The following is a 19160-nucleotide window of genomic DNA, read 5'->3' on the forward strand; positions in this document are numbered from 1 at the left end:
GATGGTCAAGGGGCGTAAGCTCCTCTTCTCCAATGACCGAAGCAAGATTCTGTACATCCTTGACATGACTATAGCAAGCAAACAACTGGTTGGATAGATGGGGATGGTCAGCTCTGGTCATTCCTTCACCGATGCCATCTTTCATCAATCGGGATAACGAAGGAAGACAATTGATTGGAGGATAGATTCCCCTGGCTTGCATACCTCTATCAAAAACAATCTGCCCTTCAGTAATATAGCCAGTCAAATCAGGGACAGGATTGCTGATATCATCATTCGGCATCGACAGAATCGGCAACTGGGTGATCGAACCTTTCCTTCCGATAATCTTACCCGAGCGTTCATATAATTCAGCCAAGCTGGAATATAGATACCCAGGGTATCCTTTTCGGGAAGGAATTTCGCCACGCATAGTCCCTATCTCACGCAGGGATTCACAATAGTTGGTCATATCAGTCATGATGACCAACACCTCTTTACCTTTGTCAAACGCCAAATACTCTGCAAGCGTCAAGGCTGTCTTGGGAGTAATGGTTCTTTCAATGGAAGGGTCATCGGCAAGCGAGAAAAACAAGGCAACTTTATCCAAGACACCCGATTGTTCAAAACTGTCAGTAAAAAACCTTGCTACGTCATGTTTGATTCCCATGGCAGCAAAGACAATACAGAAATTGCTTTCTGCACCTCTCACTTTTGCCTGACGTGCTATCTGGGCCGCGAGTTCATTATGGTTCAAACCGTTTCCACTGAAGATAGGAAGTTTCTGTCCTTGGATCAACGTAGTCATGCCATCGATTACCGAGATTCCCGTCTGAATAAAATCCTTGGGATATTCTCTGGCAGTCGGATTGATAGGAAGCCCATTTACATCTCGTTCAAAGGCCCCGGGAGGAAGGGGCACGCCATCACGGCTCTTGCCCAATCCATTCATGACTCTTCCCAGCATTTGCTCAGAAACTGGCAAAGTCAGGGGTTCACCCATGAAACGCATACCGGTCTCTGGAAGGGACAAACCATCGGTACCTTCAAAGACCTGCACTACCACAGCTTCATCGGAAGTATCGAGAACCTGTCCGGCCCGTCGAGTTCCATCAGGAGCCGTAACCTCAACAAGTTCTCCATAACCAACAGGATGGGTATTTCGCATATAGACCAAAGGTCCGTCAATTCTTGAAGCTCCCCGGTATTCACGACCAGAAAGCAAATGACGGTCGGTACTTGCAAGCAAGGATTCATTAGTCTTCATAGATACCTCCCAACTGGTCAATGGAACGGTCAAGATTCAGCTGGATTTTATCCAATGCCTGTACATCATCATTGGAAATCGAGAACCTCATCCTGGCCATATCCTGGACAGAACGCAACCTTCTCAATTTCACCATGGGAACGCCCTTGGCAATAGCCTCGGAACCTTTTTGGTAATATTCCAGAATGGTGGCAAGCATCTTCACTTGTTTCTCAATCGAGCAAAACCTATCGATTTCATCAAAGGCATTCTGTTGCAGAAAAGCTGTCTTGAACAAAGAACATACCTCCAGAATAAAATTCTGGCTATCGGGAAGCGCATCCGGTCCAACGAGTTTTACAATCTGCTGAAGACGGATTTCCTTTTGTAATAATTCCATAATCTGATTGCGATGATCATACCAAGTGCCATCACTATGATCGCTCCACCACTGACGGACATCGCCAAGATACTCACTGTAGGAATCAATCCAACTGATGGCAGGATAATGACGACTACTTGCAAGTCCTCGATCCAGTCCCCAGAAGCAACGAACAAAACGTTTGGTGGCTTGGGTTACCGGTTCCGAAAAATCTCCGCCGGGAGGGCTGACAGCCCCTATGATCGATACGGAGCCTTCTTCATCATTGAGAGCCTTCATATATCCGGCACGTTCATAGAACTGGGCAATACGAGTTGGCAGATATGCAGGAAAACCTTCTTCAGCTGGCATTTCCTCCATTCGTCCGCTCAATTCCCTCAAAGCCTCTGCCCAACGACTGGTAGAGTCAGCCATTATAGCTACATGGTAACCCTGGTCCCGATAATATTCTGCCATGGAAATACCTGTATAGATACTTGCTTCACGTGCAGATACTGGCATATTTGAAGTATTTGCTATCAATATCGTCCGTTCCATCAAGGATTGACCAGTACGAGGATCGACCAGCAAGGGAAATTCCCTTAGAACATCAGTCATTTCATTTCCCCGTTCACCGCAACCGATATATACAATGATATCAGCATCACACCACTGGGCAATCGAATGCTGGGTCATGGTTTTCCCTGTTCCAAAACCACCCGGAATGGCAACAGTACCTCCCTTGGCAAGGGGGAAAAGTGTATCAATGACCCTAAGACCTGTAACCAGCGGTTGTTTCAGCGGTAACCGTTCCTTTACAGGCCGGGGAATTCTGATGGGCCAATGCTGGGCCATGGTCAGTTTTTCCTGTTTTCCACTGGGAAGTACGACTGTCACTATTTCATCAATGACCGTATAGTCGCCTTCCTTCACGACCGAGGAAACAATAACCGTTTCAAAAAGTGGCGGGACGAGAATATGCTGAAGTATTCGTGCAGTTTCCTGAACGGTACCAAGCACCATTCCTGCAGAAAGAGAGTCTCCTTCTTTTACACTTGGAACAAAATGCCATAATTTCTCATGGTCAATGGACGGAAAAGAGAGTCCCCTGGAAATAAAGGCACCAGAGGTTTCCATCATTTTTTCCAGTGGTCTCTGAATACCATCATAGATGGTTCCGATAAGACCGGGTCCCAGTTCTACACTGAGACTCATGCCACTTCCATATACATTTTCGCCAGGACTGAGACCCGTAGCATCTTCATAAACCTGTACGGTAGCCTGTCCATTATTGAGCTTAACGACTTCGCCGATAAGCTGTTGTTCACCAATACGGACCATTTCCATCATCATGGCATCGGAGACATCTTTTACCGTAATGACAGGACCGTTGACCCGCTTGATTTTTCCTACTATTCTGCCTTCCATGTATATTCCTGTACCAAAGTCCTGATTTCGCGGTCGAACCGTCTGAGACGGATATCAACCTGATTGTTGTATGATACCTTATCATCCAACGAAGAGAGCACAACCCCAAGGGACCGGGTAGGCTTGGGATCCAAACTCAAAAGAATATCGGAACCAGTAAATTTCTTTACCAAGGTAGTTGCTTGTGCAAGGATATCTTCCGTGACTGGGCACAAGGGATTGAAGGATACCTTTGCCTCTTTCAAATCAAGTCCAACGGCAGCCTCTGCAATCCATTCTGCCAGATATGGCTCAAAATCCTTGGACTTGACCAGTACGTTCAGCTTCACGCGTACCCTACGCATAATTTCCTGAAAACTTGCATCTATCTTTTTTAAACTAGCTCGTCTCTTGGCACTTCCAGATTGGCTTGCAACTTCAGTTCGACCTGCCGCAATTTCTGTTCATGAAGATGTTGCTCCAGTTCAATTTCATGTTCCGCTCGTTTTTGGGCGTCGGCTTGAATTTGGGCACATTGCACATTTGCATCAGCCATAATTTTGTCTGCCTGTGCTTGTGCTTCACCAATGATGCCCTTAAGCAAGCGATTGTCCGAATTTTCCATATGAAACCTTCCTAAAGCGAAACACCGATTGCTTGGTTGACCAGTGCACGCAAATCCTTTTGCTTACCATCACTATGAGCTTGCGGAATTTCGACAACAAGGGGAAATGATTCTGAAAACAGATATCGATCGACTACAGGGCGAATCATATCCGCCACATTTTCCGTAATGATGATAATCCCGTTCTCTGGGTCTTCAAGCGCCTTGTCCCAAGATCTTTGAGCCTGTTCGGCATTTGTCGCCTGCATGCCAAAAACACCGACCAAGGAAAACCCCAGGACAGTTTCTTCGTCACCGATGACAAAATATTGCATAACTCAAGCCTTTCCGAGAAGCATCAAAGCAGTGATGAATCCAAAGATTACCAAACCTTCTGCCAAAGCAATAAAAATCAATGCCTGGGAAGCAATCTCAGGTCGTTCACTGATAGCACCCATGGCTGCACTACCTATCTTTCCAATAGCAAGTCCAGCGGCAAGAGCACCCATTCCAAAGGCTATTGCAGCACTAAGGCATATCCAAGCAAGATTCGAGTTCGCTCCACTTGCAACAGCTGTTGTAGTGGCTGCAAAAGCCTTGGGGGCAAATACGAAACCTGATGCAAGGAGCATCAATGCGGTAACCAAAAAAGTTGCAAAAATTTTTCTCTTAAATGCGATACTGGTCATCTTGACCCTCCTAGATTATTCACTATCTTATTTATTTACAGAAAATGGAGACCGAAGGCCAACTGGCTCATACGCGATTCCTTTTCCTGTAAAATATTTACTAAAGAATTCATAATAATTCAACCTGAGTGCCTGAATCCCTGAACTCAAGCCCTCCAAGGCAATGACTAGTACATTTCCGAAGAGGAATATTACCAATCCCCAAAAGCCACCTCCCGCCGAAACGGAGAGTTCCTTAAAAGCCGACATGAGACTTACATGGGCAATTCCAAGTCCAGCTACCCGCATAAAAGAGAGCGTATTGGAAAGGTATCCGATGAAAATCTCCAATATATTCAACATCCATTCAAAAACAGTTTCCGTTATCAAAGACATGATAGGACGCTTTTTTCCTCCCTTCTTTACTGCTTGATGATACTCAATAAAACCAGGCAATAATAAAAGAAAGAGAGGAATGGCCAGTGCAGGGGTTATCCAGGGAGCTGAAGGAAAACTTCTATATTCGGCGGCTACATAGCCATACCCAAGATAGAGGCCTATTGCAAAAAGCCAACCACCTACCAATCCGTTTTTATCCAATATCAACTTGAGCCAATCTTTTTTTCTGAATAGATTTACCCAATTTATTACTAAACCAAGATATATTATTACAATACCAAACTTAACAGTCAACCCGAGAATGGCATATACATCATTGATGACGCCGCCCGTCGCTACCCCGTTCACGACATGATCATAATTGAACCAAATGGCAGGAAAGAGGGAAAAACCAAAATAAGAACCAAAAAGAACTCCGCCAATCATGGAAGCAACGCCTAGGTATAACAACAAGTCACAAAGATTTCTGCTTATCATGCTATCGGGTTTCATCGGATTCCGTTTATAATCGATACGCCCCAAGAAACCGATAAGCAACAAAATGAATCCCTGCCCCACATCAGCAAACATAAGGGCAAACATTACCAGGTAGGCAATCATCACGAACAGGGTTGGATTAACGGACCCATATTCAGGAGTATTGTAATTATCTACCATTTTTTTGAAAGGAGAAAAAGCTTTGGGGGTAGCAATGGAAACAGGAATCTCTTCCCGTGGCATCTCTTCAGCTCCTGTCCATTCAATGACACATTGCCCATTGCTTGCCCTGGAAATTGCTTCAGTCACGGAATCACTCTGATCAGTAGGGACCCATCCAGAAAACAAGGTAGTATTTCGTGTATAGGCAAAATAGGAACGAATCTGGTTGCAAAGTTCATTTAACCGAAGATTGCACCACATCGCGTCCAAGGGGCTTTGTTGTTGTTTGATTATTTCGTCAACTTTTTCTTCAACTTGTTTAAGTTGGCCTGAAACCTCCAGATACTCTTTATCAATTCGGGAAGAAATATCTATCAAGGCATTTCTCTGTAATTCCGAACTACTCGTCTCTGTCCAGCCAAATTTATCAAGAAGAGGAGAAATCTGGGCAACATCTCGGTGCAAGGCCAAAATGATACACGTATCTCCTTCTGAAGACTTATGTAATATCCCTCCAACGGAAATAAGCTTCTCGGCAAGATCCTCTATCTTTCCATGTCCTACTACACCTACTCTCAAATCCAGATATTCAAGCTTATCTTCTTCAATATATCGTTTTAATTCTTGCAAACCCAATAATTGCTGATTTACATTTTTTTGCTCATCCTTGAGCACAATCAATTGCTTGCCAAGAGCGTCAAGCTTGTTCCGATATAAGTCAATATCGGGTTTCTCAAGATTTTTGACATCAAGCATGTCACTGGAGGGAAGCAAGCAATGTCCTTGCCTCAATACAGCCTCGACCCTGTGACGCATATCCTCAAGGACTGCCTTGCTGATTGAACTAGGTTTCGAGCTAAGCCTTTCCATCTGGCGAGGATCGATTTTCTTTATACTGACAAAATCCATTACTCCCAATTCAAGCAATGCCTTGATAACTTCATCACTCATTTGCTCCAATACTACTGCCGTAAGCAATTTCATTGGTCTGGTAAAAAGGTTCATGCCAGCACCCCCCGGATGTATTCTTCGCTATACCCATAGTATTTTCCGTTCAAAATAGCTTTTATCATCGATTCCTCATTTGTATAGAGAAAGAAATAAGCCAAGGAAATCCCAATGGAAAACGGATTGCCTGCTAAAAGAGCATGATACTCCGTGCTCCGCTTCTGTTGAAGATAATGTTCAATCTTAAGAGTAGCCCTGGCCAATAGTTCATTTGAGCCAAAACCCTCCTTGCTTTCACTGGAAACCTTTTGGATGGCCGTCACCAACTCAGGATATTTCTGTTTCAATAAAACTGTAGGATCACGATCTTTTTCTGGCATCGCAAGAAAAGCTTTTGCTTCATTGCTTCGAAAAATCTTCCCCCAAGGAAGCAAAAGGGAAGAAAGATGTTCTTGGTCAAGTTTGTGATACCACCCAAAACGAACCAAAATCAAAATATTATTGAGATCAATATCTACTTTAAAAATACTTCGCACAATTTCCCTGTCATCGGGGACCAAGGTTTCAGAAACTTCCTGAATCTGTTCATACCACAACCGATCCAAAGCATTTTCCAGATAAAAAACTCCCTGCTCGGTAATATCCTGCTGGCTAAAACGTTTAAAAATCACAGTATAGGGACTATTTCCAAGAGCACTTACGACTCCATCCCAAGTCATCGCATTGATAAGACCGGTCCAGTTAATATCGGAGACGATCTTGTCCTTGTAGAGATATTCACTACGAAACCTGATCGAATGAAGACGAATGACACTACTAAACCAGAGACGCATTGCATTCTTAAGGTTTTCTATTTCTATTTTCTCAAAAAGTATTGTTACAAAATCAGACGGTTCACCATGAAGAAGTCTCACAATACCTTGATACATTTCAATTTCTTTGTTCAATAAAACCAATTCTATTTGTTGGAGGTCTCCTGTTTCATCATAGACCTTCGCAACATCCGCATAGGGACCGTCCCGAAAGGACCTCACGGCTTCCACAACGGAATTGGCTTTCATCAAGTCATCAATTAAATGGGATTCTCTCATCAAACCAATTCTGGCACGCAGTTTTGCATTGATGAATTCATATTGGGAAGTTGGATTTTTGGACATAGTTATTTTCTATCCCCAAACATTTCCGTCTTGGAAACCAACGAAACAATTTTATCGGCTACCTCATCCAGCCTCTTATCATTCATTTCAATAGCACTAGATAAATTCGCCTCGGTTTCTTCCAGAAGTTTGGCCGCTTCTTCCTCTGCCTTTGCAACTTCCAATTTATGTTGTTCCCGCACCGTTTTCAAAGAATCGCGAACCACTGCAGTTGCTTTCGATTGGGCCTCAATAATCAACTTACGACTTTGTGTATTTGCATCATTGATGATTTTTTGAGCAGAATCCTCCACTGTAAGCACTTCATTTATAATATTGCTTCGCATCTTGATGCTCCCTTAATGGAAATTCAATTGCAACTCCCATACTCTAACTTTTGTGATTTACTGTCAAGTAAGATGGAAAAACACAAAAGAAGCCCCTAAATCCATCCATTCAAACTAAGGAGCTACATTAGAAATGGGCTGTGCTTCAACGATGGTATTGCCATCAGATGACTGGTCTGCTCCAAAGGTCGGGAAAACCTCGGCCCAAAAAGAATCTTCATCCATGTGCTTTTCGATTTTCAAGGTTATTGAGGCATCATATCCGGTAGCCAATACTGTTCCAAAGACATCCTGCGTTTCTTTTACCTGATTACCTTGGATATCACGAACAACCAGACGTTGTTGAATCTGAGGATCGGATACCCAAAAATCCTCCAGAGCCAAAACACGTTCTTTTCCTGCTGCGCCCTTAACCATTTCAGGAATTTTGAATCGAACTGCATACCAAAGGTCCCCGACTTCCAAGTCAAACAGATAATTCCCGGGAGTGACATCGGAAAGAATATAACGTCCATCGACATCAGTGAACAAGTAGAGGGATTCATCAGGAGTCAACACCTCCCCTCCTTGAGAATCTATGGTAACATCATAGACTGGTGAAGAATACTGGGAATAAGGAGTATGGTCTGGCTTGAACAGCCTTCCGCTTACCGTATAGGTCGCAGCCATATCAACCGTAGCAACAAAAGCTTGACGGCTTCGAGGTACAATATCATATACAAAAGAGGATCCTGCACCAAACAGGGAGGAGCCCGATCCAAACACAACTACGCTATTGCGAGAATTAGTTGAAATATTATTATACATTGCACTTCCCAAAGGTCTTCGCAAATATTCAGGAGAAGAGTCCAGACTTCTGGCTATGGAAATCTCTGAATTTTTCATCTCTCCTATTGGCTTTATCAACAGGAAAGCTTCATTGACCGATTTAGCCAAGGCAAAAGCCCCGTCTGCGTAGGCAATATTGGTGTTTGCGGAGAACAGGGTAGACATCTTTTGATAGGAATCGTAGGCCTGCTGTCTTAAGGTAAAGGAGGCAAATTCACCACTATGCGACCAAGTTGCAAGTAATGACTGATTGCTTGTGTCCTGGAAATTCACACCATTGAGAGAAGCATTGAAGCTGTCATTCTGCGATGCTCGATAGGACATTCCTACGGAAGTGGTCTTGAACGTAGAAGAAACATTGCTGTTCAGTTTAGGAGTAAAAGAATAATTGCCACTTATTTGTCCTGTTATGGTTGGATTCAAGGGATCAGAATTTGAAGCAGAAGCCGTAACGGAACCACTTACCGAGAAATTCTTGAAAGGAGAGAAACCAGAGGACAAAGTGGTTGTCCAGGAAGGGCCAGCCTTGGAAGCAACCTTGGTAAGGGATCCAGTAAGCGTATAACGAATAGTTTTCGTGAAAAAACCTGAGTAAGAAAAATTAGCTGTATAATAAGGATCTGAACTTGAAGTTGAATTCAATTCAACAGCAGGATTCGTATAACTGAATCCAATGCTCAGAGAACCTAATCTGCTTCCTGAAACAGTATTGAAACGGTGACTTATGGAACCCGTAAAAGAGGGCCCTGAATCCTCGGTATCCAACCCCAGCGTCATTTGCAACTGGGTAGTACCAATCAATGAAGCATACACACCACTGAAGGTACCGCTAAAGATTCCTGGGGTAACAGAGAGATCAGTAGAGAAAGTAAATGAATTGGTTATACCTGTCTGTTGTTGATAGGTGGCAGTCCAATTTCCTAAATAATAAGAAAGGTATTTTCCATCCAGCCAAGGGATACTCAACATGCCTTCCCTGGCAGTTCCCAAAGTTCGAGGTACGCTAAGAGTAAGCCCATACAGGCTATCGCCTTTACCCATGAGACGATAATCATACCCCAAATCAAAATATTGTACGATATAATCGGCTGGCCTTGAAACAGGAGTAATTGTGACTTTAGCCATGTTTACGCCTTGGGTAAAGACAAAATCCTTTAGCCGATAGGTGCCCGCTGAAAGTTGGCGGCTATATACCGAGTCATTATTGATGGTTATATCTACTGTCGAATCCTCAACCAAAACAATATTATATTCAAACTGGTTGCCAAGTGCAGATTCAGTACCGTAGGAATAGTTTTTTTCCAAGGATATACCAACATTGGAAACATCATCGGAGATGGTTTTGACCGAACTTAGATCAGAACCTACATTTCCAAAAGATAGACGTTGACTAGTCTCCACAAAATCGTAGAATCCGCTCCAGGAACCAAAATTAAAATAGGGACTGTTTGAAGAAAGTGAATAGGAAATATCTATTCCAAGATCCCAAAAAGCCACCTTATGCACTACTGAGAGAGAAAACAATCGGGTATCCAGACTAGAAAAATCTGTAGCATAGGTGATATTGGAATAGAACCCCAGAGAAGTGACAACCGAGAATTTCGCACTTTTGAGCTTTATGGCGCCACTAAGCGAATAGGCTTCTCTCCTGTTGACGGAACTAGCTGTAACGCTAAGAGTTTTTACGGGCATTTCCGAAACTCCGAATTTCATTGAAACCGTAAAATTAGTGCTATCAAAAGCTGTTTCAATACCACGTTTATTAAGTTCGTCGATTGAAATATAGCTGAGACCATCTGAAAATAACCGGTCATAGGTATCCTTGGTTATATAATCGCCCACAAACATAGCCAATTCAGAGGTGTTCAAGCTCTGAATTCCATCAAGAAAATTAGCTTCGATATCACCGATATACTCATCATTGACAAACAGTCCAAGATAATACAGACCATTCTCAAAGCTGGCAGTGGCATCATCCCCTGAAACAAAGAAGTCGGCAAAAGGATCTTTTTGCGTATCAGGAGCAGATTCCTGACTAGGAGCTACAAATTTATTATAATCATCAACTGTATATACGGAAGGTTCAAAAAATGTAGGGGCCAGGGGAACACTGGCTCTGGAAAAAACCTTGGTAAACTGTGGTAATTCTGGGATCTTCCCCTTAAGGAGTGTTGGCGTAACATTTGTCACTTCCTGTGCAGCAATGGGCTGCGTCGAAACCCTATCGATAGATTCAGAGTTTGGGGGAGCAACACTTACTTGGCCTTTTTCAGGAATTTTTTGAGCTATTTCACTAGCTTGAACGCCAGGTGTTTCTTGTTTGTCTCCAGAATCCAGAGCGGGTGTTTGAACAAGAATGATTTCGGGACTTGCTGTCACTACAGACGGAGCCTCTTCAGAAGGCTCGTTTACTTGTTTACTGGTAAAACAGGTGACAAGAAAAGTAGATAAAAAAAGGACTACCAGCATAGTAAGAAGTAACAACACTATGCTATGTATAATCCTTTTAGTTTTCATGCAATAATAATTCCTTCTCACAAAACAACGGAAAAACCTATTTAGTTATTCGTATACTTTAATTTTGCCTGATAGGTCACCCCTGATTCCTGGGAAAGGGTCTCTGGCCAGGGAATTTGCTTGGTAACTGTCTTCTTTGCCAGAATATTCATGCCATCAAACCCAGCAAGCTCCTCAGAACCCTCCAAGACTACTGAATTGCCTTTGCTATCGGAAACTTCCAGAACACTAGCAATAAGCAACTGATGGACATTGCCTAAATTCGCAACAGTAACAGCCAAAGTCCGGGTACCATCCTCAGCTACTTCAGGAGCAACTGATTTTACAGCAACCTTTTCTATTGCCTTCGTAGGCGATACATACAAACTTGTTGTATAGATATACAAGAAATTGAACATTCCCTTCTCAGTACTGTCCTTTCCCTTTGAGTAGGGGATCTGTTCAGCTTTAAGTCTGAATGACAACTCATTGGTTACCGTTTTGGGTCCGCGATACTGGACTCTTACGATTTGGCTACTTTGAGGACTGACAATCACCTTATTGGGGACAATGGAAAAATAAGCAGTTGCAGCCTTATTAATTTCACTTCCTGAAGCGTCCTGATCACGAAACAAAGCAGAAATCTCAATGGCAATTGAATCATCACCATCATTAAGGATGGTATATGTTTTGGTGCTTTCTGCTCCAGTCGGACCAAACACTTGCTCAAGTGGCGAAAATTGATAGGCAAAAAGATTGCCAGAAATAAAAACGAGCAATAGCGCAACAAATATCAAAACCCGTTGTCTACTTATTTTTCTAGTGTTCATTATACGCTCTCTTTATTCATAAGCTATTTGCAATAGTGTACGCTATAGCAAACAATTCATCAAGACTAGAATTAACAAGGACAAGAAATATGGATTTAACACTCTTTTGCCATTTTCATCAAAGCTAAATCCAAGGTTCCGCATAGTATGGGATGAAATTTTGCAACTATACCTTCAACATCACCAGAAAGACCCTCCTGGACCCAATCCATGGTAATGCCTACAAATGCATGAGTATAAAAATTCGCCAATAGAATACAATCTTCGTGGGAAGTCCCATATTTCTGTCCTTTCATCATCAGATTCTCACTAAGCAGTTTAAAATATCTCTTATGAAGGTAACGTCCCAATCGCTCGTAGCCCAAGCTATGATATATATTTAAAGTAATTTTTGCAGTTTCTTGAAGACTTTCACATAGGGCACGCATCGTGTTCTGCCCGTCATCATCAATATGAATCCCAGGATATTTTTTTTCAAATTCCTCACCATCATAGGCAAACATCCAATCAAGCAAGTCATACATATCCCTAAAATGATAATAAAAAGTCTGCCTATTGACACCACATCGTTCAACTACTTCCTTGACAGTTATTTTATCAAGGGTACGTTCTTGCATTAATTGCCGGAGCGATTGAGCCAACGCCAATTTAGTCATCTGAGCCATAGAGTTCTCCTTTTAGCAACAATTCATAGATTACAGATTTTTAGGCTTAGCGACTATCTATGTAGAGAAAAAGTTTTGCTCTTAGCCGTTTTTTTAGCCTATTTCTGTTCTTTATTGACACAAAAGAACAACTATGCTATGTTTCCTTCCTGTCGGATAGCCGATATATTTCGGGTTGTAGCGCAGGGGTTTAGCGTACTAGTCTGGGGGACTAGGGGTCGACGGTTCAAATCCGTCCAGCCCGATAGTAGAATGGGAGCTGAAATTCAGCTCCCATTTTTTTTGTCAAAATCAAAAAGATTGGCTAACAGTTCCAATTGTTGCGAAAAAGCCTCTACAAGTTCTTACCCCAAGAATACAGGGCTGTTCCATCAGGTTGCCGGAAAGTGACAGAAACTTCATGCTCCTTGACCAGGACATCCGCATAACCATGATGGGAAAAGTCCCTGAAAATCGAGCCAGGGGAAATATAGGTCGGACTATCATCGAACTTTCCGCCAAAAGTTCCTACTATGAAATAGTTTACACCATCTTGTAAAATATGCTCAAACTGATGGTCATGGCCAGAAAACACCAAATCAACCCCATGATCTACAAACAACTGGTGAAAAGTAGTTATCATCTGCTGGTTATCATACCAAGGGACCCCTTGGTACTCGGTACTTGATCCAAAGAAATAGGCATGATCCATGATAATTATCACATCGTTGGGATCCAGGGAATCAAGTTGCTTCAAAAGCCAAGCTTTCTGTTTTGCATCGTAAGATTCCGTACCCCATTCGAGATCCAAGGTAATAATATGAATAGAGTCAGTTATATCAAACCGATGATATAATTGAGCTTCTTCTTGCAAACTCTTCGGATAATATGTTTGAGCCCAATTTGCATAACCACCAAACCAACCATCATGGTTTCCCAGAACTTGTATCAAAGGAAGGGAATCGGTAAAATGCGAAAACAATTCAACCTGAGCTGCAATCTGACTGTCTTTATTTCCCAATTCCACGACATCCCCAAGATTGCAAATAAGTGAATAGTCATTCTTGGGGTCAACCACCTGGCGAAGGATATCCACCGTCGCACCAAGATCGTTGGTTTCTGCCCCTACATGGGCATCGGAGCTAATGGCGAGACGCAGGCCTCCATCATATTGCGGGAAATAACGGAAGGACCTTACTTCAGGAGTTTCTGATGAAGAATAGTAATACGTTTTCCCTCTTTGCAAAGCGGAAAGTATCAAGCCGTGACTTTGCATCGGTTTCTCTTCCTCAACAGAATATTCCAAGTGCTCAGCTGACAGACCATAGAATACTTTCCCTTTTTCCGGTTTTTTTGTATACCAAACCAAGGCAAGCTCAGGATTTCCCTGGGTATCAGATTTTCCAAGGAGCATCAATTGAGGAGCTTTATCCGCATGAGTCGAAAAAGTCCCTTCCGCCGCGGGAATACCAAGGGCAAGGGCTAACCCAAGAATGACGAGAATATAGGAAACCAACCCCAAGGAAGTCTTCTGTTCTCGTTTTTTATGTCTCCTGAGGTCAAGAAATACCAAGACAGGAATGACAATTGCAAGAATTACCAGACCAAGATAAAAATTTCGAAACATAGGATTCCAGGCAAAAAGGGCAAGATTTCTTTTTTCCAGGGCAATCCACAGGACAAGACCTAAACCAGCAAAACTCAACAAAGTCATGATACTATCCACAATCTTCAATAGTGGTTTATGTTTATGCTTTTCCATTTTTCCCTCTTTTCAGGACTATACAGTATCTTTCGACAAACCATTTAGCAACTAAAAGTTTTATTTTTTAAATTTTATAACCTTGTTTTTTCCATTTTCCTAATTTGAACAAATCCAATTCTCTTTGAAATGGCTTGACTGGAAAGTAAGCCAGGACGTATCCTTGGCTCAACTAGAGTGTGCACTCGACTGAAATCTCGTAGATCAATGGACTTTTCAAAGATTCTGTTTACGTTCGTTATCTACGACCATCCCGATTATTGAGAAAATGTTTTCGATATCCGGGATTTTGTACTTACTTTAGAGTATCTTGAGATAAGGAGCAAATTCCTACCTGAATGGCTGGTTTTTTCTGACTTCAGAGGGATGGAATTCAGGGAATCATGGAAAAACAACCATTGCCAGTAAGAATTCAGGGAGCTCTCTTCTATGGGGCCCTGGTCCTCATGAAAAGAACCTGGAATATCACGATTGAAGGCAAAGAAAACCTGGACAAACAGTACCGTGAAGGTAAATCCAGTCTTATTTGTTTTTGGCATGGGAAATACATTCCAATTTTTCCCCTTCTGAAAGGGTATGACGCCTGTGTTATCACCAATCAATCCGAACGAGGTAATGTCATAACGGAAATTTGTAGAAAATTCGGCTTTGTCAATGCCCAGATTCCTGATCAGACCAATCGTAATTCCTATAAAATCCTGAGAGAAGCCATTTCTTCCAAAAAAATCTCGGGGACAGCCTCCGATGGTCCCCTGGGCCCTGCAAAACAAGTGAAAAGCGGAGTCGTACGCATAGCATCCGCTCTTGGATATTCCCTATTGCCAATCTCTGTTGGGGTACGAAGAAAAATAACCCTGAAAAACCGATGGGATAATCGGGAAATTCCACTTCCCTTCTCAAGAATTTATTTGATTATAGGCACTCCGATAGAGCTCCCTCCCAATCTCAGGGCCAACCAAGTCAGGATTTGGGAGGAAACTGCCTCTCGTGAAATAACGGCACTTAGCGAAAAGGCAGAGAACCTTGTACACAAAAAGAGTAAAAGGAGAAAAATCAATGAACACTCCCAAAGAAAAACTAACTGAACCGAAAAAAAAAGTCCTGGGATATATAGGATTGATAATTCTCTTCTTCTTTCTTTCGTTCGGTTCTTTCTATGTTCTTCATCGAAAGTTTTCCGGAGGATCGCTGAATATTCCCGTACAGTTGTTTTCCTTTCCTATCATCGCTTCCCTTCTCGGTCTTCTTCTTTGTTATTATCTTGCCGACGCCTTACGCCTCTATAGCGTGATAAAGGCAATGGGATGCAAGGTTCCTTTTCGATATATTTTCAAACTGGTTTTCATCAACATCTTTATTTCCAACGTAACCCCCTTTGCAACGGGAGGAGGATTTGTCCAGATTTATTTCATGAGCAAAAAAGGAATGACCATCGGAGAGGCAACGGCAGCCACTTCCATACGAACCATTCTCTCGGCAATGATCTTATTTACACTCACCCCGATAATCATCTGGGCAGAGCCGAACCAATTCAAGATGTTTATGAATAGAAACATGCTTTTAGGCATCACCATTGCTTCCTGCACAGTCCTATTCTTTCTGTTATTGATTACTTTCTGGCCCCAGGTCATCAAACATATCCTTGGTGGTATCCTGTACATTCCCAAGACCTTGAAATGGAAAGTAGCAATTCATTTGGAATCCTTCAATGAAAGAGTAGGAAAGGAAATTGATAGTTTTTCCAAAGGATTCAAACACTATTTCCGGTTCGGCGGACTTTGGGCTGTCTGTTCAGTGGCAAGTACCATCCTCTTTTTGTTTTTCTTGTTCTCTTTTTCCATTGTGCTCATCAAAGCCCTTGGATACACGATTCCCTTCCTCACCATCCTTGCCGTACAGGTTGTGGTAACCTTTTTCATGTATTTTGCCCCTACTCCCGGGGCAACAGGCATCGCAGAGGGTGGTTATGGTTTATTGTTTGCCCAGCTGGTACAAAACAAGGATATCCTGGCTCTCACCTTCTCCTGGCGCTTCCTTACAATTTACATTGGAGTCATTATTGGAATTTTCATATTTGCAGGTGAATTCTTCAAGATGAAGAAGGAAATGCCAAAGTGAGCAAGAAACAAAAACTTAAGATATACCTTGTACTTGTCTTGATTTTTCTGGCAATACTGATTGGCTATCGGGTGTATTTATTTATTTATGAGAAAGATTATCAGTCCCTCAATGGCGAAAACATCGATAACATAGAAGCAAAACTCAGAACTAGGGACTCCTTTTCATTTGCCCTCGTCGGGAATATTGATAATTCCATGAGAATTTTTGATAACAGGATTGCTCCTTTGATGAAAGAACAAAACGTCGATTTCATGATTTCCGCGGGCAATGCAGTCTATGACGGAGCCGAAGGAAAGTATCGACTGCTATATCGTAGCCTGAAACAATTGCCGATTCCTTACATTCTTGTGCCGGGACACAACGAAATTGCAGATTTCGGAGCCGATAACTTCTATCAACATTTCGGGCCCTACTATTTTTCTTTTCACCTGGACAATGCCTATTTCATATTTTTGGATTCCACAGGCCAAACCTCCTGGAAATGGCAGATACATTGGTTGCAAAATGAACTGAAAGCGGCACAAGCCTACCCAAACAGATTTATATTTTTAGGCAGTCCACTTTTTCCACAGGAGAATCTGGATAAAGCCAATAATTTGAAACTCACCGTTCCCACCGAAACCAGCAACATACTTCAGAATTTATTTTCCAGACTTGGGGTAACTGCTGTATTTTCAACTGGGTATCATACCAATGAACAAAAGGAACTCAAGGGAGTACTCTATGTAACATCCAGCGGAGGTGGAGGGTTACTCCTCGATAAGGAAAAACCCTATCAATTTGTCAAGGTCAATGTAAATCCAGAGGGATTTTCATGTACCACTATTTCTACGAGAAACAAACTTAGCACATTTTTAGTGAAAATCGAAACCTTGGGGCTCTATCTCCATTCCCTTTTTTATATGAGTATATTCAATGTACTTGTCATTCTCGGAGTATTGGCACTGATTTCAGTATTGCTTTATTTCAAAATGCTCAAACAGGAACACCTGTATAGGGATTTCAATATCGACGAGGAAGCTGAACAAGGAAAATCCTTGCGCATTGTCATGTTCACCAATAACTATCTACCCTTCATCGGTGGAGTTCCCCTGTCCATAGACCGCCTGCATAAAGGGCTTTTGAAAAAAGGAAACCAAGTCCTTATCATTGCCCCAAGTTACCTGCAACCTTGGGATGATCCATCAGATGGTTCCGTATACCGTTGTCCTGTTCTATTTTATACAAAAAACGGCGATTTTCCGGCTGTCAATATACTGCATAAGGAGATCGGAAGGGTTTTTAGAAGTTTTAAGGCCGATATCATTCATGTTCACCATCCCTTCATGCTTGGATGGGCAGCCCTTTGGTTTGCCAAGCGAACCAAGACCCCGGTAGTCATGACCTACCATACAAGACTTGAACGATATACCCAATATATTTTCGGACCAGGGACCATGATCAAGAATTTACTTATTCATCTTATGATCAAGAAATTTTCGAATCATTGCGATGCCATCATCGCACCCTCTGCCTCTACTGAAGAATATCTGAGGAATCTCGGAGTAAGCGCCATAATCGAAACAATTCCCACGGGAATAAATATTGAATCCTATGGAATGTGGTCAAAAGAACAGGTTCAGGAAACCAGGGATACCTATGTAAAACCAAACGAGAATCTCTTGGTAAGTGTTTCCAGGATTGCAGAGGAAAAAAATCTGGATTTCCTCATCGCAGCACTTCAAAAACTTAAGGAAACCTCTTCAACACATTTCACCTGCCTATTGATTGGTGATGGACCACAAAAAAAACGACTCGAGGAAAAAGTCAGGTCAATGGGAATGCAGGACTCCATTATATTTATGGGAAAATTGCAACCTTCTGAGGTTGTTCGTTGCTATCTGGCAGCAGACCTGTTTGTTTTTGCCTCGACTTCGGAAACCCAGGGAATGGTTTTGCTTGAAGCCATGGCAGGAGGTTGTCCCGTGGTAGCCATCCAATCCAGTGGAGTCTATGATGTCATCCATGATGGTTTCAATGGTTACAAAGTACCGGAAAGCACTAATATCTGGGCTGAAACCGTGCGAAAACTCCTTGAAGACAAACCATTGATGGAAACAATGGCAAACAATAGCAGGGAATTTGTCAAAAATTATTCCGTTGATTCTATCACAGATAGGGTTACCGCGTTGTATCGAAGGGTCATTATCCTTTCAAAATCAAAACGTAGCTGACAATAAGAGGTTTATATGAAAAAACTGGATAGGACGTCACTAATATTGCATACTTTCATCGGTATAGGAGCTATGGCCGGGGGATCAGCTTGTCTTCTCAATCCAATGAATCCATTGGGAGCCCCGTCAGAAATGCTACGCAATTCTCCCTTTACAACCTTCCTCATTCCCGGAATTCTCCTCTTTTCCGTTATTGGTTTGGGAAATATTCTTTGTGCATTCCTCGTAGCAAAAAGATGGGGCTATAGAGGTTATGCAAGTGGAATAGCCGGAGGCGCCTTGATCATCTGGATTATTGTTCAGTGCATCATGATTCAATCCATTGTCTTTTTGCATTGGTTGTTTTTCTTTTTGGGAATAGTTCAGGCATGTCTGGCCTTTGCCCAACTTTTTTCCATGGATCAATTCCCGGCTTCCTTTATAAAAGAGCTTTTGCAAACACAAAAAAAGAAAAAGGAAACGCTAGGAAAAAAACGGTAAGGGTTTCAGATATCCAAGTTTTCTTGTTGTATTGTCCTTAACACTTGGCTAT

General features: G+C 42.3%; 17 protein-coding genes and 1 tRNA gene. 5 read left to right on the forward strand and 13 right to left on the reverse strand.

The genetic code is table 11. From position 1 onward, the window contains the following. The 12 genes from ACHZBG_RS00005 to ACHZBG_RS00060 form a co-directional block, all read right to left on the reverse strand. Window positions 1-1246 (reverse strand): V-type ATP synthase subunit B (locus ACHZBG_RS00005; RefSeq protein WP_320127383.1); only part of this gene is annotated, 1246 nt, incomplete at its 3' end. Further along, window positions 1236-3014 (reverse strand): V-type ATP synthase subunit A, encoded by a 1779-nt coding sequence (locus ACHZBG_RS00010; RefSeq protein ID WP_320127384.1) that lies wholly within the window; start codon window positions 3012-3014, stop codon window positions 1236-1238. The genes ACHZBG_RS00005 and ACHZBG_RS00010, both read right to left, overlap by 11 nt. Beyond that, complete coding sequence (locus ACHZBG_RS00015; RefSeq protein WP_324292068.1) at window positions 2999-3343, reverse strand: hypothetical protein; 345 nt, start codon at window positions 3341-3343, stop codon at window positions 2999-3001. Before ACHZBG_RS00015 ends, ACHZBG_RS00010 begins: the two co-directional genes overlap by 16 nt. A 44-nt stretch (window positions 3344-3387) precedes the next feature. Then, window positions 3388-3618 (reverse strand): hypothetical protein, encoded by a 231-nt coding sequence (locus ACHZBG_RS00020; protein ID WP_320127385.1) that lies wholly within the window; start codon window positions 3616-3618, stop codon window positions 3388-3390. A gap of 11 nt (window positions 3619-3629) precedes the next feature. After that, complete coding sequence (locus ACHZBG_RS00025; RefSeq protein WP_320127386.1) at window positions 3630-3932, reverse strand: V-type ATP synthase subunit F; 303 nt, start codon at window positions 3930-3932, stop codon at window positions 3630-3632. A gap of 3 nt (window positions 3933-3935) precedes the next feature. After that, a complete protein-coding gene (locus ACHZBG_RS00030) occupies window positions 3936-4286 on the reverse strand; it encodes an ATP synthase subunit C (RefSeq protein WP_320127387.1) in 351 nt (116 codons plus the stop codon). A gap of 27 nt (window positions 4287-4313) precedes the next feature. Beyond that, a complete protein-coding gene (locus ACHZBG_RS00035; protein WP_320127388.1) occupies window positions 4314-6308 on the reverse strand; it encodes a V-type ATPase 116kDa subunit family protein in 1995 nt (664 codons plus the stop codon). Beyond that, complete coding sequence (locus tag ACHZBG_RS00040; protein ID WP_320127389.1) at window positions 6305-7408, reverse strand: V-type ATPase subunit; 1104 nt, start codon at window positions 7406-7408, stop codon at window positions 6305-6307. The genes ACHZBG_RS00035 and ACHZBG_RS00040 overlap by 4 nt, the downstream gene beginning before the upstream one ends. Window positions 7409-7410: 2 nt before the next feature. Further along, window positions 7411-7734, reverse strand: coding sequence for a hypothetical protein (locus ACHZBG_RS00045; RefSeq protein ID WP_320127390.1), 324 nt, complete (start codon window positions 7732-7734; stop codon window positions 7411-7413). Window positions 7735-7848: 114 nt separating this feature from the next. Then, window positions 7849-11079 carry a hypothetical protein gene (locus tag ACHZBG_RS00050; RefSeq protein WP_320127391.1) on the reverse strand — a complete coding sequence of 1077 codons (3231 nt, stop codon included), beginning with the start codon at window positions 11077-11079 and terminating at the stop codon, window positions 7849-7851. Window positions 11080-11120: 41 nt separating this feature from the next. Then, window positions 11121-11888, reverse strand: coding sequence for a fimbria/pilus periplasmic chaperone (locus ACHZBG_RS00055; protein WP_320127392.1), 768 nt, complete (start codon window positions 11886-11888; stop codon window positions 11121-11123). Between the two features lie 95 nt (window positions 11889-11983). After that, window positions 11984-12553: a TetR/AcrR family transcriptional regulator C-terminal domain-containing protein gene (locus ACHZBG_RS00060; RefSeq protein ID WP_320127393.1), complete on the reverse strand. Its 570-nt coding sequence runs from the start codon at window positions 12551-12553 to the stop codon at window positions 11984-11986. 171 nt (window positions 12554-12724) lie between these two features. Between ACHZBG_RS00060 and ACHZBG_RS00065 the strand changes: the two genes are divergently transcribed. Further along, window positions 12725-12798, forward strand: a tRNA-Pro gene (locus ACHZBG_RS00065). An 89-nt stretch (window positions 12799-12887) separates the two neighbouring features. Here the strand turns inward: ACHZBG_RS00065 and ACHZBG_RS00070 are convergent. Beyond that, window positions 12888-14294, reverse strand: a complete 1407-nt coding sequence (locus tag ACHZBG_RS00070; protein ID WP_320127394.1) for a metallophosphoesterase — start codon at window positions 14292-14294, stop codon at window positions 12888-12890. A gap of 383 nt (window positions 14295-14677) precedes the next feature. Between ACHZBG_RS00070 and ACHZBG_RS00075 the strand changes: the two genes are divergently transcribed. Genes ACHZBG_RS00075 through ACHZBG_RS00090 form a run of 4 tightly spaced genes read left to right on the forward strand, consistent with a single transcriptional unit; the run spans window position 14678 to window position 19108 of the window. Continuing rightward, complete coding sequence (locus ACHZBG_RS00075) at window positions 14678-15379, forward strand: hypothetical protein (RefSeq protein WP_320127395.1); 702 nt, start codon at window positions 14678-14680, stop codon at window positions 15377-15379. Continuing rightward, window positions 15351-16412, forward strand: a complete 1062-nt coding sequence (locus ACHZBG_RS00080) for a lysylphosphatidylglycerol synthase transmembrane domain-containing protein (RefSeq protein ID WP_320127396.1) — start codon at window positions 15351-15353, stop codon at window positions 16410-16412. Before ACHZBG_RS00075 ends, ACHZBG_RS00080 begins: the two co-directional genes overlap by 29 nt. Further along, on the forward strand, window positions 16409-18628 hold the full coding sequence (locus tag ACHZBG_RS00085; RefSeq protein WP_320127397.1) for a glycosyltransferase: 2220 nt from the start codon (window positions 16409-16411) through the stop codon (window positions 18626-18628). The genes ACHZBG_RS00080 and ACHZBG_RS00085 overlap by 4 nt, the downstream gene beginning before the upstream one ends. A gap of 15 nt (window positions 18629-18643) precedes the next feature. Continuing rightward, window positions 18644-19108, forward strand: coding sequence for a hypothetical protein (locus ACHZBG_RS00090; protein WP_320127398.1), 465 nt, complete (start codon window positions 18644-18646; stop codon window positions 19106-19108). The last annotated feature ends 52 nt before the right edge of the window (window positions 19109-19160 follow it).

It is taken from the genome of uncultured Sphaerochaeta sp., from assembly GCF_963676625.2.
GTDB lineage: Bacteria > Spirochaetota > Spirochaetia > Sphaerochaetales > Sphaerochaetaceae > Sphaerochaeta.